Genomic DNA, 14890 nt, shown 5'->3' with positions numbered 1-14890 from the left:
AAGAAAAACCCTTAAAGGAAAAGGATTTCCTTTAAGCGATTGCGCAACAACTCTTGATTTCGAGTTTCGCACTCCCAAATCACCTCCACTCTCCACCCTAGCGACTTTAGCTCCTCAGACTTGCGCGCATCTCTGTCTACATTTCTTCGAAATTTCTCTAGCCAGAAATCGACATTAGTTCCTGGAGTAGACGCCAACCGGCAGCCTGGATGTCGATGCCAGAAACAACCGTGAACAAAAACGCAGAGCTTCCTTGAGGGGAATACTATGTCTGGGCGACCAGGAAGACTCTTCTTATGCAGCCTAAACCGTGCACCCAATGCGTGAGCCGCTCGACGGACAATCACTTCAGGAGAAGTGTTTTTTTGCCTCACCGAGCGCATTAATGCGCTGCGAGCATCTTTAGAAAGAGTGTCAACCAATGCTTTCTATTAACTCGGAGAGTGAACCAAGCTCTTTAGTTTGCTCCAAATAATCCTGATAAGCATCTAGCGCTTGAGAAACAAGCTCTTCGTATGTCTTAACGCGAGAACCGGTGGATATAGCGTCCATTTGATTCTTATATCTCTGAACATTATTTTCCTGCTCAGGAAGTCGGTTTCCCAAAACAAATATTACTTCAATGTCCGGACTAAATCCCACCTTAATTGCCCCGTGCTTATGAAGAAGCCGAGTTAGTTCATCTACATACTTCATACCTTGCTCTGACAACTCTGCCAGAGTCACCTTGCGGTTGGCTCTTTTCAACTCAACAATGATGTGCTTTCCAGCAGCCGTCTTATAAGTTATGTCAAAGCGACCCTTTGACTCCCCTTCGTCTTTTTCGCTTTTGGGGTTGGGGAATAATTGTTTAAACTGCTTTTCAATGCTAGGGCTGCCAGTAGCCCTTTCCCATGATGGATCTAGAAGCCACAGACGGTCGAATAGCAACTGCTGAATGACTTTCTCTTTTTCATTCTTCTCCACAGCATCTCGCAACAGATGAATCTCACCGAGTCGACTTTTAACAATGTCGCGATAAACACCCGCCTCTAAAGCATCTTGGTCGGCAAACAATTTAATTAACGCGGCATCACTGAGTGAAACAGCCTCAGCCAACTCCGCCGTTCTTCCTTTCAACTTCATTCGCTCAAAGCCGAATATAGAGTGTTTTAAAACCTCAACCTTCTCTGACTCAGCCAAAGCCAGGCGCTCTACAGCTCCAATCAACTTCCTAGCATCTTTTTTATGGCGCTCGTCGCCTAGAGAATCTATCCATTTTCTGACTTGAGGATACTTATCTTCGACCACCTCCGGGTCATCCAGGGAACGCCAAACACTCCACTGGGCCTCCAATTTATTCAAAATGGACTTTAAATAAGCTTGAAGATGAACATAGCGCTCGTCGTCCTCGATAAGGCGCTGCCTATCGCTAGTCGCCATGTCGTCATCGCCATCATCTAAAAAATCGACATCAATTTGACCAGTCAAATATTTAGTGTAATGCCTGCCATCATTGAAGTTGGCTAATATATTCTCCTGAAAAAGCCTCCCTCGTGCCAACACAACAACGCCATTTAAGTTTCCAGAAACCTTCTCTAGGTCTTTAGGTTTATGCGAGGTCCCAATCCACCCCTTTACCTTCCAATCGCCTGTCCAACCTTCAAGCTTTTCGGGCAACTCGGACTCTCGCTTGGCAGCGCACCAGTCCGGCTTTTTCCAACTTCCGATAGTCCAAATATATTGCAGGACTTGAAGGTCGCCTCGATCAACTCCTGTTATCTCGACTCCGTCCAAGAAAACTCTGAACTCAGATGTCCCGATAACCGAGAAACGTCGCGCAAGCCTATCTCGGAAATTAGGCCGGCGAAACCTCTCCATTTTTAGCTCAGTGAGGACAATTCTTGTCCCCTTTTTTGGAATAAGCTCAGACGAGTCGCGCACATCCGGATGATAAGCCTTTTTGCGCTTCTTGGCCGCCCTGATACCGGCGGTCGTCATCAAAAGGCCGGACTTTTGATTCTTGCTTCTCGAATAGACTTCAATGCTGTCAGCAATGGAGAAGGGTGCGAGTTTCCCGACTCCCTTACGCCCCATCACGGGCCGCCCTCCAGGGGTCACGTCACCACCAGGCTGCTCCCGCTTGCGATAGCCGACTGTCAAGAATTTTTCGTTGATGTCCTTTGCCGTCATGCCAAATCCGTCATCGGTCACAACGATTTTTCCCGCTTTGAGGTCGACATCTATTCGAACCTCTTTGGCATCGGCATCCCATGCGTTAGCCACCATCTCCGTCAAGACGGCAGGAACGTTGCTGTAAAGATTGCCCGCCAGGTGGTCAAGAACACCAAGCTCAATCTGCAAGGTGTACTTCTTTCCCGAGGAGGCTCCTCCCCCTTGTCCTGAGGATTTGGTAGCCACCCCTTTCTTTACAACTTTCTTTGGCATCTCCGTTCCCTCATTACGGACTCTTTCGTTGCGTGCTAAGTGGGCGCTCCTACCTGCGATTGCCCTTCTCAGTGCCACACTCTTGTTCGCCGACACCAGCAGATTACGCTAGCGCCCCCTTTGCGTGAAGCCACATTGGAGGTTCACAAGTCAGGCGTCATTCCTGGTTTGCGTGCTGTAGGAGAGTCAGGCGCAACACGGGACACACGACTCCGTTTGAGTCCCGCCCGGACTCTGGTCCTATCTCCCGCACGTCTCCGTTGATTTGCAACCCGTGGTTGGTCGCCAGACCTTCAAACGCACCTTGTGCACATACGACATGCCGGAGGCATGGTTGCGCGTTCTGACCCTGACCGCTGCCGAACAACTGCGACCTGAGCTGCTCGCGTGCCGGCACAACACGCCTCCTCCAAAGCCTCAGGTCGCCTGGGACTTTCTCTTGGCTGGTCCGACGCGGCCAGGCAGCAACTAGGGTCAGCCTGAACCTCTCGACATGACGCTCACCCGGGATAGCTCCTGCGGGATACCGGCTCAGCTGGCGGTATCGCCCTTGAGCACGAGCAGCGGCTGGCCCGCGGCCGACCCGATCGGCAGGCGCGTCTCAGCGCCCGGGGTCACGACAATGACCGTGATGACCTCGTCCTGCAGCGAGTTTATTTGTAGGAACTTGAGGCCGGCCTTTTCGAAGGTGTAAGCCTTGAACAGCGGGGAAAGGCTGACGTTCTTCTTGCCTGGCGGCACGCGCTCCCCCATGCCCTCGATGACGTCGCCAGGGTTCATCACTTGGTCCGCTGCCTTGGCGACCGGAGAGAGGCCACCAGCCAGCACGGCCAATCCGAGCAATGCTCCGGAGAGGGTTTTCATCGTTCGTTCCTTGACGAGGGAAGCGTTGCGGAAACGCTACTGCTGGCCAGATGGGCGGGCAAGCACCAGCAAGAAGGCTGCTCAAAACGTCTACGAGGATAGACAGATGCTTCCGGCCGGCGGCCTTCTCACGCCCGCTCCCGCCTGGCCAAGGAGCCCCAGGCGCAAAAGCAAAGGCCTCGCATGCGAGGCCTCTGGTCGTCGGCGCTTAGGTGGAGGTTCTGGCCCCCGTCCCCCAACCATGGTGGGTGAAGTGGCCTAGACGACGGAGACAGGATGTCATAAGGCGCACGGACGTGCGATCAGTTGAAGGCTGACCGCAGCATCAGAAAACTCTTACGCGGGCCAGTGAGCAAACTACAGCACTATTCCCGTGCTTTTTGCTTTGCGACATTCCGTCGCTCAAGCCCCTCCTCAAGCGCCGCAACTTTCGCTTCCTGACGCTGCACATACTTGGCCCCCTTCTTCACTCGAATGATGATGCCGATCGCATAGACGGCACAGGTGTAAATGGCCAATCCAAGGATCGACACAACTGGCCCCATCCATTTCGCTCCCCCATCCATAAAAGCGATCGTCGAATACGCCATTGCCACGCCCAAGATGGCGAAGCAGCAGAGGAGTTGGGTGAGAAGAAACGCTGTAACTTTTGCCGGATCCCGCTGAAGGTTCAACACCTTGTTTAGCTCAGCGCGATGGATTTTAAGGGTGATCCTGTCGTTCATCAGACCTAGCCGCATCCTTGCCCAACCCAACGCCCAACCACCTCCTCCAAGCAGCAAAGCAACGACAATTCCGTTGAAAACGCTGTTCGCATCCAAGTGCAAGTCACTCATGATTCTTCTCTCCCTCGCTGGTTGATTTGTCAGCCCTCGCGGCCAGCACCCCACATTCGATGCGCGCCACGGCAGGAGTAGATAGGAGAGGTGTCGCACAGAGCGAGACAGCATCTGGAAATTTTCTCAGCTTCCCAAAGCAAGAAGCCCCGGCAATCCAGGGCTTCTTCTAAATAAACGTCCCAGACGGCTACCCGGGATACTTCGGAAACTTCTCGTCCGGGTGACTGGCCTTCCACTGCTTGTAGGCAGCGGTGCCCTCCCAAGCCGTGAAGGCACGCGGAGGACGGCCACGGCCGCTCCAGGTCTCGTGGGTATGGGGTAGCCAATACTTGGGGGCGACTTCCTTCTTGGCCTTGGCAGGAGCAGCCTTGAGGCCACGGCCTGGGCTACTGACCCCAATGGCCACCGCCAGCTCGGCCTTCTGCTTCGGGGTGAAGTGCTCGCCGTATTGGGACAGCAGGCCGATGATCTCGGTTACAGCCGAAGCAGCCTGTTCTTGGCGGAGGGTTGCTTCTTGCTCTTCAAGCTTGCGGAGCTCCTCTTCAAGCTTGGATTTAGCGCTAGCGATGGTTGCGAGAGACGATTGGGCCATTGAGAATTTGACAAATTAGAAATTCGATCTATTAAAGCCTACCCGCACTGAGAGATGGCTGCAATGACAATCGAAGATTTTTGGAATCGAGCCTTTTTGGCTGCCTTAACGAGGCTCCCGGTAGAACAAGCGAGAGCTGAGGCCGATGCGGCCACTGATGTATGCATACATCAGTGGCAGAGCAGCATTCTTCGTCTGGCACCAGAGAGGCCCAGCCTATGGCAAGACCAAGAGATTGGTGATGTTCCGCGCTTGTGGACTGGCAATCCAAACTCCGTCAAGGGTGCGGACCGCGCCTCCGGGGAAGCGACAGACTGAGCCCTTTTACTTCACTACTCAGTGCTTGTCCATTGATCAACTTGGCAGCTGCCGCCCAAGCAGAATTGACATCTGGACACGAATAGAGTGCCCCCGAATTCCCAGCCTGAAACACCAGAAACCTTTTCGGCAGCGATATGGACTTTCTCCCCCTGCCTATGAATAAGGCCTCGAAGACCAGCACGCCGGTAAACGAGTCCGAAAATACACACTTCATTAGCTCACTACCAACGGCCATATCAAAGCCCTCGATCCAGCGGCCATCAAGCTCAGATGCTTCGACCACAAAATCTTCGTCACCTATCAATTCTCCATCAAAGCCTTCTTCAAACTCAAAATCTCTTATTCCCCTTTGCACTTCAACCGGCAAGCCTGCGTTTACCACCCAAGAGTTGTTTCTAACCTGATCAGCCGTCGCTTCTCCAGATTCTTTGATTTTCTTAAACCTTACATTGACAAGCTTCACGTGATAGTCGCTCACACACAACCTCGATACCAAGATTAATTAGGCAAAGCCCTCAATGAGCTTTGTATCCAACTGCCAAGTCAAAGCGGGATGGCAAGCCTCAGCCAGCGCCCTCGGACTAAACTCCGTCTCATACGCATGGGCATGCTCCTGCCGATCCGACAGCTCGTGCCCCGTGTATTCCTCCCGCAACTCCCGATGGACCCCGGCGGCCTTCAGCGCGCCGATGACGGTGTCTCGGAAGCTGTGGTGCCCCACCCTGCCGCCGCCCCGCGCCTTGATGCCCAGCTTGACCAGGTAGCGTGAAAACGCGTGCTGGGTCCGGCCGGCCGGGCCGTTCTTGGCGTCGAAGCTCAGCTCGGGGAAGAGCTTTGTCTCACCGGCGGCCTTGAGCCGCTCCACGCGCTCCCACAAGCCCATCTTGATGAGGTCCGGGTGCACGGGTGTCTTCCGATCGCTGGCATCGGTCTTGAGGCTCTTGTCCTCGCCCATCCAGGTGAAGTGGAAGATGGGGATGCCGTCTTCCTCCCGGCAGTCCTCCAGTTCCAACCGGGCCACCTCGTTGGAGCGGGCGCCGGTGTAAAGCAGGATGAGCGGGAGCCACCGCGCCGCGTCGCCCTTCAGCTGCTTGAAGTTCTCCGGATCAAAGATGCGCTTGACCTGGTCGGGGGTGAACGCCTGCGAGCCATGGCTCTTCGCCCGCTGCTTCTTCAGCTGCTTGGGCACGGAGGCGTGCCCAGAAGCCGGGTTGTCGCCCTGCGGGTAGTGCCCAGCCGTCTGCGCCCACTTGATGAAGTCTGCGCAGGCCGAAAACCGGTTGGTGATGTAGGTGATGACCCGCTTCTGCGCGGTCTCGTGCAGGAACCACTCCGAGAAGTCGGTGCGCGCCAGCTCCTTCAGCAACACGGGACGCTTGCCTTTGCGCTGGCTGGCCACGAAGACCTCCAGGTCCTTCAAGGCCCGGGTTTTCTGAACGATGGTCTTGGCGGTGTTCTTGCCCTGGATGCTGACCAGATACTTGTCGCGCGCATCTGCGAGGGTCAGGCCGACAGGGCGAGCCTCACCGATGGGCTTGACGACCCTGCGCGGCGGGAACGGTGTAGACGACGGCAAGGACACCGAGTGCTGCGCCGCCAGTTGCTTGAACAGCGACAGGTCCTTGTCGTCGTTGATCTCCACCTGCCCGAACGAGGCCCCGCCCGGCAGCTTCACGTCCTTGAGGATCAGTTCGAGCGACGACGTGCCCTCCAGGCTCCTCAAGAGCTCATCCAGCTCCGATCCCATGCTGCCGTTCCTGATGGCTGCGAAGGCTCGAGCATAGCGCTGCTGCATCAGCAACGCGTAGCCAAGCGCGGCGCGATCGCACGTCGTGCCGGTGCTGCGCTTGACGACTTTTCGGCCGAAGCGCGCCTGCAGATCCGCAGGAATGCGCAAACGAACGTAGAAGCGGCCGGTCTCGCCGCGGGTGAGGTAGTGCGCTACTCGCATGGAAGTGTCCAAGCGAGTGTCCAAGGTGGTCGAAAAGAAAAACGCCCGCAAATCGTTGATTTGCGGGCGTTTCCTTGACACTGGCGGAGTGAGAGGGATTCGAACCCTCGATAGAGCTTTTGACCCTATACTCCCTTAGCAGGGGAGCCCCTTCAGCCACTCGGGCATCACTCCGGATTTCTGCGCTGCGGATATTTCCGCGACCGGGCGCGAAGAATACCGGGTTGTGGGGTCTCAGGTAAACCCTTTCGACGCATCAATCGGCAGATTGATCGCCGCCGTGACCACCGCCGTGCGAGTTCGGCTCGTCGCCGCGCTGGATGCGCTGGTAGATCTCTTCGCGATGCACCGCCACATCCTTCGGCGCGGTGATGCCGATACGCACTTGATTGCCCTTGACCCCAAGCACCGTCACGGTGACCGAATCGCCGATCATCAAGGTTTCGCCTACCCGGCGAGTCAGGATCAACATTTTTAGAATTCTCCAGGGAACCGGTGGGCTTCACCGGCACGGCGCCCGCGCTGCGGCACGCCCCATAATGAAAGTGAAAAGAGGGGTGATGTTACGGGAAGCCGCGCCCTGCCAGCAAGGCGCGCCGCGCGTATGTTCAGGGGAGATGTTGCTTGACCCAGGCGGGGACGCCAGCGAGTGCAGGGGCAAGGGCGGGCCCGTCCTCGCCACCACCCTGGGCGAGGTCCGGGCGGCCGCCGCCCTTGCCCGAGATCTGACCGGCGATGTGGCTCAACAGTTCCCCCGCCTTGACCCGTCCCATTGGGCTGCCGTTCACGCCGGCGACCAGGGCGACCTTGCCCTCGCTGGCGCCGGCCAACACGATCACGCTGTCGCCCAACTGCTGCTTCAGGCGGTCCATTGCCTCGCGCAGGGCCTTGGCATCGAAGCCTTCCAGCCGCACCGCCAGGACCTTCACGCCGGCGACGTCGACCGCCGATCCGGCCAGGTCGGCGGTGGCACCGGACGCCAGCTTGGACTTCAGCGCCTCCAACTCGCGCTCCATGCGCTTGTACCGATCGCCGAGCTGACGGATCTTGTCGACCACGTCGTGGCTGTTGCCGCCGACCAGGTCGGCCGCCTCGCGCAGCCGGGCCTCCTCAGCCGCCACATAGTCCAGCGCGCCCTGCCCGGTCACCGCCTCGATGCGGCGCACGCCGGCGGAGACGCCGCCTTCGCTGGTGATCTTGAACAGGCCGATGTCGCCAGTCCGCCCGACATGCGTGCCGCCGCACAGTTCGGTGGAGTAGTCGCCCATCTTGAGCACGCGCACGCGCTCGCCGTACTTTTCGCCGAACAGCGCCATCGCACCGAAATCCAGCGCTTCCTGCATGCCCATCTGATGGACTTCGACAGCGTTGTTGGCGCGGACCTGCTGATTGACCTTGCGCTCGATCAGCGCCAGTTCCTCGGCTCCGATCGGCTGGAAGTGCGAGAAGTCGAAGCGCAGGCGATCCGGCGCCACCAGCGAGCCCTTCTGCTGGACATGAGTGCCCAGCACTTCGCGCAGGGCGGCATGCAGCAGGTGCGTCGCCGAGTGATTGAGGATGGTGGCGCCGCGGCGCTCGGCATCGACCTGGCCGGCGAGCACATCGCCGAGCTTCAGGCTGCCTTCTTCCAGCGTGCCGACGTGGCCATGGAACTGGCCGGCGAATTTTTGTGTGTCGGTGACCGTCAGGCGGGTACCGGCGGCGGTCAATGTGCCGAGATCGCCGACCTGGCCGCCGGATTCGGCATAGAACGGGGTCTTGTCGGTCAGCACGATCACCGCGTCGCCGGCCTCAGCCGACTGCACCGGGCGACCGTCCTTGAGCAGGGCGACCACGCGCAGGCCATCGGCCTGCAGGCTGTCGTAACCCAGGAACACGGTCGGGGCCAGGGTCGCCACCAGATCCGCCGGCAGCTGCACGCCGCCACCGAACTTGCCGGCTTCACGCGCGCGCCGGCGCTGCTCGTCCATCGCGGTCTCGAAACCCTGCTCGTCCACGCGCAGGTCGCGCTCGCGGGCGATGTCCTGGGTCAGGTCCAGCGGGAAGCCATAGGTGTCGTACAGGCGGAAAGCATCCTCGCCGGCGATCACCCCATCCTGCGCCTTGGCGGCGACGTCCTCGAAGATCTTCATGCCGGCGTCGAGGGTTTCGGCAAAGCGCTCCTCCTCGGCCTGCAGCGCACGCAGCACGGTGTCCTGGGCCGCGGCCAGTTCCGGATAGGCCTCGCCCATCAGCTCCACCAGGGTCGGCACCAGCTTGCTGAAGAACGGCTGGCGCACGCCGAGCATCCAGCCATGGCGCAGGGCGCGGCGGATGATCCGGCGCAGCACGTAGCCGCGGCCTTCGTTGGACGGCAGCACGCCGTCGACGATCAGGAACGCGCAGGCGCGGATGTGATCGGCGATCACGCGCAGCGACTTGTTCTCGAGGTCGGCGGTGCCGGTCAGCTCGGACGCCTTGCGGATCAGCGTCTGGAACAGGTCGATCTCGTAGTTGGTGTGCACGTGCTGCAGGATCGCCGCCAGGCGCTCCAGACCCATGCCGGTGTCCACGCAGGGTGCCGGCAGCGGCACCAACGTGCCGTCGGGCTGGCGATCGAACTGCATGAACACCAGATTCCAGATCTCGATGAAGCGGTCGCCATCCTCGTCGGGCGATCCCGGCGGACCGCCGGCGATGTGCGCGCCGTGGTCGTAGAAGATCTCGGTGCACGGGCCGCAGGGGCCGGTGTCGGCCATCTGCCAGAAGTTGTCCGAGGCGTAGGGCGCCCCCTTGTTGTCGCCGATGCGCACGATGCGCTCGGCAGGCACGCCGATCATGTCGCGCCACAGGCCGTAGGCCTCGTCGTCGGTGTGATAGACGGTGACCAGCAGGCGCTCGGCCGGCAGCTTCCAGACCTGGGTCAGCAACTCCCAGGCCCAGGCGATGGCGTCCTTCTTGAAGTAGTCGCCGAACGACCAGTTGCCGAGCATTTCGAAGAAGGTGTGATGGCGCGCGGTGTAGCCGACCGAATCGAGGTCATTGTGCTTGCCGCCGGCGCGCAGGCAGCGCTGGACGTCCGCCGCGCGCACGTAGCTGCGCTTCTCGGCGCCCAGGAACACGTCCTTGAACTGCACCATGCCGGAATTGGTGAACAGCAGCGTCGGATCGTTGCCGGGCACCAGCGGTGCGGACGGCACGATGGTATGGCCCTTGCCCCTGAAGAAGTCGAGGAAGTCGCTGCGGATCTGGGAGGTGGAGAATTTGGCGGGTGCGTTCATGGGCTGGCTATAGACGAGCGGACGGGCTTCCTGGCATCCCTCGTAGATGAGGGCGCCCCGGAAACCGGACAAGACAACTCGCCAAGGGTAGCAGGCCCGGCCCGCTCAGTCCTCCGCAGCGTCGCGCACGGCGGCGCGGATGCTATCCCCATCGAAACCGCGCCGCGCCAGTAGATCGGCGGCCTTACGCTGCTGCGGCAGATCCATCGCCCCGGCAGCACCGAAGCGGCGCCGGACCAGATCGCGGGCGTTTTCGGTCCAGTCGCCCTCGAAGGCGCCCATCGCGGTGGCGATGGCCTCGCTGTCCAGGCCGTGGGTGCCAAGCTCGGCACGGATATGCAGCGGGCCGTAACCTGCCCCGGCGCGGCTGCGCACCAGCAGTTCGGCGAAACGGCCGTCGTCCTGCCAGCCCTCGCCGGTCAAGCGCTCCACCGCTTCGGCGGCGGCGTCGGCTTCCACCCCACGCGCACGCAGTTTACGGGTCAGTTCCTTGCGCGAATGCTCGCGCCGCACCAGCAGGCCCAGCGCCTTCTGCAACGGAGTCTGCTCCGGTTGCCGGCGACGCCGGCGTGGTGCTTCTTGTCCCTGTTCGTCGCTCATGGGCCATGCCACCCCATTCAAATGCGCCGTCCCTGGCGCGCGCCCTCCTGGTTTGCTCAAGACTGCCGAGGGAGACAAGCGGCACTGACTCCACCGCTCCCCCGGCAGAAAACCATTACGCGTCGGCGTCTTCCGCCTCGGCCTCGCTCGGCGCGATTTCCGCAGGCTGGAACTTCTCGCGCAGCTCGCTTTCCAGCTTCGCCGCCACCTGCGGGTTGTCGCGCAGGTACTGGCGAGAATTGTCCTTGCCCTGGCCGATACGCTCGCTGCCGTAGCTGTACCAGGCACCCGCCTTCTCGACCAGCTTGGCTTCCACGCCCATGTCGATCAGTTCGCCTTCGCGGCTGATGCCCTCGCCGTACAGGATCTCGGTGATGACCTGCTTGAACGGCGGCGCCAGCTTGTTCTTGACCACCTTGATCTTGGTCTGGTTGCCGATGATCTCGTCGCCCTTCTTGATCGCGCCGATGCGGCGGATATCCAGGCGCACCGAGGCGTAGAACTTGAGCGCGTTGCCGCCAGTGGTCACTTCCGGGCTCTGGCCCGGCATCATCACGCCGATCTTCATGCGCAACTGGTTGATGAACACCACCAGGGTGTTGGAGCGCTTGATGTTGCCGGTGAGCTTGCGCAGCGCCTGGCTCATCAGGCGTGCCTGCAGGCCCGGCAACTGATCGCCCATCTCGCCTTCGATTTCGGCCTTGGGGGTCAGCGCGGCGACCGAGTCGACCACCACGATGTCCACCGATCCCGAGCGCACCAGCATGTCGGCGATTTCCAGCGCCTGCTCGCCGGTGTCCGGCTGCGACAGCAGCAGCTCGTCGACGTTGACGCCCAGCTTGGCGGCGTAGATCGGATCCAGCGCGTGCTCGGCGTCGATGAACGCGGCGGTGCCGCCGTTCTTCTGACACTGGGCGATGGCCTGCAGGGTCAGGGTGGTCTTGCCCGAGGATTCAGGACCGTAGATCTCGACCACGCGGCCCTTCGGCAGGCCGCCGATGCCCAGCGCGATGTCCAGCATCAGCGAGCCGGTCGGAATCACTTCCACTGCTTCGATGACGCGATCGCCCATCCGCATCACCGAGCCCTTGCCGAACTGCTTCTCGATCTGGCTCAGGGCGGCAGCGAGCGCGCGCTTCTTGTTCTCGTCCATTGTGGTGTCCTTGGAAGGTGAGGAGGATTTGCGGAGTGAGGTCAATGTAAAGGCCTGGTATCGCACGGACTGAGACAGTGCGTGGCGAGATGAAAATAATTCGTCCGGACCGGGCTGCGGCAGCGGCGAATGGCGATGTCTGGGGTCGGAAAAGTCCGGCCGGCACTGTAGTGCATGCCCTGCTCCCGGTACGGCATCAGCGGTTGGGACGCAGCAGGCCGCAGTACAGGCCTTCGATGGCGAACTCCTGGTCCGGCAACACCTCGATCGGCGCGTAGTCCGGATTGCGCGGCAGCAGGCGGATGCGGTCCTTGCCGATCTTCAGCAGCTTGACCGTGATCTCCTCGTCGATGCGCGCCACCACGATCTGCCCGGAACGGGCATCGCGGGTGCGATGCACGCCGATCAGGTCGCCGTCGAAGATGCCTTCGTCGCGCATGGAGTCGCCCTGCACCTTCAGCAGGTAGTCCGGCGCCGGCGAGAAGAACACCCGGTCCAGCACCACGAAGTCGTCCGAACCGATGTCCGCGCCGATCGGCAGGCCGGCCGCGACGCGTCCGAGCACCGGCAGGCGCAGCACGTCGGCGCTGTCCACCTGCGGCGCGGGCGCCGGGGCCGCCGCCCCGCCGAGCAAGCGAATACCGCGCGCCTGCCCGGGCACGCGGCGGATCGCCCCGGCCTGTTCCAGCGCTTCCAGGTGATATTGGGCCGCGCGCACGCCTTTGAAGCCGAAAGCACGGGCGATCTCGGTCTGCGATGGCGGCACGCCATCGTGTTCGATGCGCTCGGCGATCAGGTCGAGGATCGCCTGCTGGGTTTCGGTGAGTTCCATGGTTAGTAGTAATACTACTAAATCGACTGGCGAGCAACTGGCGTGTGAATCCGGGGTGCCGGCGGGCGGCGTCGCCGGCCGCTGCGGCTGGGCGGCGCGACAGTCTGCGATGGCAGCCCATCATTGGCAGATGCGTCGCGGCCTCTCGCGTTCTTCCAGGTCGTTACAGAGTGTCAGAGCGATGTGTGCCGAGCGACTTGGTTACATCGCGTCGGGGCTGAAGCCCCTCCCACAGGGGAGGACGCGCGCCGACACTCCTGTGGAAGCGGTTCGATTGGAAGCGGCGCGATGCTTGGCCAGCAGCCTCGACGCCTGCGGCGGACCGCGCTCGAAGGCTCGCGGCGCTCAGCGCCCGCTGCGCCAGATCGAAAACAGGATCCACACCCCCGACAGCGCTGCGCCGACGAAGCCGCAGACGCCAATGGCCAGCAGCCAGCGGCTGGAAATGCCGCCGACGCTGTTCATCACGATCGACGAGCCGATGATCAGCGCGGCGGTGACGATACCCATGGTCAGGCGGTTGGCGGCGCGGTTGACCTGGTCGCCGAAGCCCTTCAGCGAGCCGGTCTCCACGTTCAACTGCAGGCGTCCGCGTCGCGCCGCCTGCAGCAGCCGGCGCGTATCGCGCGGCAGGTCGCCGAGCAGTTCCAGCGCGCCCAGCACGGTGCGGCGGCCGCGCCTGGCCATCGCCCGCGGCGCGAACCGCTGCAGCATCACCCGCTCCAGGTACGGGGCGGCGGCGCCGGCCATGTCGAAGTCCGGATCGAGCTGGCGCCCCACCCCTTCCAGGGTCAGGAAGGTCTTGATCATCAGCGCCAGGTCGGCCGGCAGCGCCAGCGCGTGCTGGCGCAGCAGCGCGGTGACGTCGCCGAGCATGGCGCCGACCCGCAGGTCCTTCAGCGGCACGCCGCGGTACTGGTCGACGAAGGCGGCGATCTCCAGTTGCAGGCGCGCCTCGTCGACCTCGACCTCGCCGTCGGTCCACTCCAGCAGGATGTCGGCGACCGCCTCGGCGTCCTGCGTGACCAGGCCGTGCAGCAGTTGCACCACCTGGTAGCGGCGCTGCTCGGAAATGCGCCCGACCATGCCGAAGTCGATCACCGCGATGCGCTCGCCCGGCAGATAGAAGATGTTGCCCGGATGCGGATCGGCGTGGAAACAGCCGTCCTCCAGCACCATCTTCAGCACGATCTCGGCGCCGGTGCGCGCCAGTTGCCGCCGGTCCAGGCCAGCGGCTTCGACTCCGGCCAGGTCACGGCCGCCGATGCCGGCGACGAAGTCCTGCACGTTCAACGTTTCGCAGGTCCACTGCCAGTGCACCCGCGGGATTACGATCTCGTCGTGTCCCTGGAAGTTGGCGGCGATGCGCTCGGCATTGCGGCATTCGCCGGCGAAATCCAGCTCGCGACGCAGCGACAGGGTGAACTGGTGGACCACCGCGGCCGGGTGGTAGCGCTTCAGGTCCGGCGCGCGCGCTTCGACGATCTCGGCCAGCCGCGCCAGCAGCCGCAGGTCGGCCTCGATCACCTCGCGGATGCCGGGGCGGCGCACCTTGATCACCACCGCGGTGCCGTCGTGCAGCCACGCCCGGTGGGTCTGCGCCAGCGAGGCGGCGGCCAGCGGAGTTTCCTCGAGCCTGGCGAAGATCGCCGTCGGCTCCTCGCCGAGCGCCTCGATCAACTGCGGCAGGATCTGCGGATAGTCCAGCGCCGGCGCGGCGTTCTGCAGTTCGCCCAGTTCGTCGATCCACTCCGGCGGCAGCAGGTCCACGCGAGTGGCCAGCACCTGGCCGAGCTTGACGAAGGTCGGGCCGAGGTCCTGCAGCGCGCGTCGCACCCGCTGCGGCGCCGACATGCGCAACATCTCCTCGGCGTTGTGCCAGTGCAGCAGGCGCCCGGCGCGTTCCAGCACGTCGGCCATGCCGATGCGCCGGACCACGTCGCCGAACCCGTAGCGGATCAGCACCGAGGCGATTTCCTGCAGGCGTCCCAGGTCGCGGACGGTGCTCAACGCCTCCCACATCGCGCTCATCCTCGGGGAAGGCGCGCGGC

The 14890-nt window shown here is 61.7% G+C and carries 13 protein-coding genes and 1 tRNA gene; all 14 read right to left on the bottom strand.

Translation table 11 applies throughout. The features are described from left to right. Positions 1-11 precede the first annotated feature (11 nt). Complete coding sequence (locus FHR66_RS07285) at positions 12-422, bottom strand: very short patch repair endonuclease (RefSeq protein ID WP_160964889.1); 411 nt, start codon at positions 420-422, stop codon at positions 12-14. Continuing rightward, the gene (locus tag FHR66_RS21045; protein ID WP_237475222.1) at positions 415-2427 is read right to left on the bottom strand and encodes a BbrUII/HgiDII family restriction enzyme; all 2013 of its coding nucleotides are present in this window, start codon (positions 2425-2427) and stop codon (positions 415-417) included. Before FHR66_RS21045 ends, FHR66_RS07285 begins: the two co-directional genes overlap by 8 nt. A 531-nt stretch (positions 2428-2958) precedes the next feature. Further along, positions 2959-3291: a hypothetical protein gene (locus tag FHR66_RS21040; protein WP_237475223.1), complete on the bottom strand. Its 333-nt coding sequence runs from the start codon at positions 3289-3291 to the stop codon at positions 2959-2961. A gap of 365 nt (positions 3292-3656) precedes the next feature. Further along, positions 3657-4127: a hypothetical protein gene (locus tag FHR66_RS07270; RefSeq protein ID WP_237475224.1), complete on the bottom strand. Its 471-nt coding sequence runs from the start codon at positions 4125-4127 to the stop codon at positions 3657-3659. A gap of 190 nt (positions 4128-4317) precedes the next feature. Next, on the bottom strand, positions 4318-4722 hold the full coding sequence (locus FHR66_RS07265) for an H-NS histone family protein (RefSeq protein WP_160964891.1): 405 nt from the start codon (positions 4720-4722) through the stop codon (positions 4318-4320). Between the two features lie 277 nt (positions 4723-4999). Continuing rightward, complete coding sequence (locus FHR66_RS07260; RefSeq protein WP_160964893.1) at positions 5000-5521, bottom strand: hypothetical protein; 522 nt, start codon at positions 5519-5521, stop codon at positions 5000-5002. Positions 5522-5545: 24 nt separating this feature from the next. Beyond that, positions 5546-7006 (bottom strand): site-specific integrase, encoded by a 1461-nt coding sequence (locus FHR66_RS07255; RefSeq protein WP_237475225.1) that lies wholly within the window; start codon positions 7004-7006, stop codon positions 5546-5548. 69 nt (positions 7007-7075) lie between these two features. Further along, positions 7076-7168 (bottom strand) — tRNA-Ser (locus FHR66_RS07250). Positions 7169-7250: 82 nt separating this feature from the next. Then, positions 7251-7466: a carbon storage regulator CsrA gene (gene csrA, locus FHR66_RS07245; protein WP_160964895.1), complete on the bottom strand. Its 216-nt coding sequence runs from the start codon at positions 7464-7466 to the stop codon at positions 7251-7253. A 136-nt stretch (positions 7467-7602) separates the two neighbouring features. Then, on the bottom strand, positions 7603-10254 hold the full coding sequence (alaS, locus tag FHR66_RS07240; protein WP_160964897.1) for an alanine--tRNA ligase: 2652 nt from the start codon (positions 10252-10254) through the stop codon (positions 7603-7605). Between the two features lie 105 nt (positions 10255-10359). After that, positions 10360-10854, bottom strand: a complete 495-nt coding sequence (gene recX / locus FHR66_RS07235; protein ID WP_160964899.1) for a recombination regulator RecX — start codon at positions 10852-10854, stop codon at positions 10360-10362. A 115-nt stretch (positions 10855-10969) separates the two neighbouring features. After that, positions 10970-12007 (bottom strand): recombinase RecA, encoded by a 1038-nt coding sequence (gene recA, locus FHR66_RS07230; RefSeq protein WP_160964901.1) that lies wholly within the window; start codon positions 12005-12007, stop codon positions 10970-10972. Between the two features lie 196 nt (positions 12008-12203). Beyond that, on the bottom strand, positions 12204-12839 hold the full coding sequence (gene lexA / locus FHR66_RS07225) for a transcriptional repressor LexA (protein ID WP_160964903.1): 636 nt from the start codon (positions 12837-12839) through the stop codon (positions 12204-12206). Between the two features lie 345 nt (positions 12840-13184). Next, complete coding sequence (gene ubiB / locus FHR66_RS07220) at positions 13185-14861, bottom strand: 2-polyprenylphenol 6-hydroxylase (protein ID WP_160965205.1); 1677 nt, start codon at positions 14859-14861, stop codon at positions 13185-13187. Positions 14862-14890: the final 29 nt, after the last annotated feature.

The organism is Xanthomonas sp. F4 (genome assembly GCF_011761895.1).
Note: the sequence above shows the minus strand (reverse complement) of the source record. Positions and strands in the feature narration are given on the sequence as shown.

Excerpts from the sequence above, each read along its gene's own strand:
- alaS (WP_160964897.1), bottom strand. The coding sequence starts at position 10,254 with ATGAACGCACCCGCCAAATTCTCCACCTCCCAGATCCGCAGCGACTTC.
- ubiB (WP_160965205.1), bottom strand. The coding sequence starts at position 14,861 with ATGTGGGAGGCGTTGAGCACCGTCCGCGACCTGGGACGCCTGCAGGAA.
- recX (WP_160964899.1), bottom strand. The coding sequence starts at position 10,854 with ATGAGCGACGAACAGGGACAAGAAGCACCACGCCGGCGTCGCCGGCAA.
- recA (WP_160964901.1), bottom strand. The coding sequence starts at position 12,007 with ATGGACGAGAACAAGAAGCGCGCGCTCGCTGCCGCCCTGAGCCAGATC.
- FHR66_RS21045 (WP_237475222.1), bottom strand. The coding sequence starts at position 2,427 with ATGCCAAAGAAAGTTGTAAAGAAAGGGGTGGCTACCAAATCCTCAGGA.
- FHR66_RS07270 (WP_237475224.1), bottom strand. The coding sequence starts at position 4,127 with ATGAGTGACTTGCACTTGGATGCGAACAGCGTTTTCAACGGAATTGTC.
- lexA (WP_160964903.1), bottom strand. The coding sequence starts at position 12,839 with ATGGAACTCACCGAAACCCAGCAGGCGATCCTCGACCTGATCGCCGAG.
- FHR66_RS07265 (WP_160964891.1), bottom strand. The coding sequence starts at position 4,722 with ATGGCCCAATCGTCTCTCGCAACCATCGCTAGCGCTAAATCCAAGCTT.
- FHR66_RS21040 (WP_237475223.1), bottom strand. The coding sequence starts at position 3,291 with ATGAAAACCCTCTCCGGAGCATTGCTCGGATTGGCCGTGCTGGCTGGT.
- csrA (WP_160964895.1), bottom strand. The coding sequence starts at position 7,466 with ATGTTGATCCTGACTCGCCGGGTAGGCGAAACCTTGATGATCGGCGAT.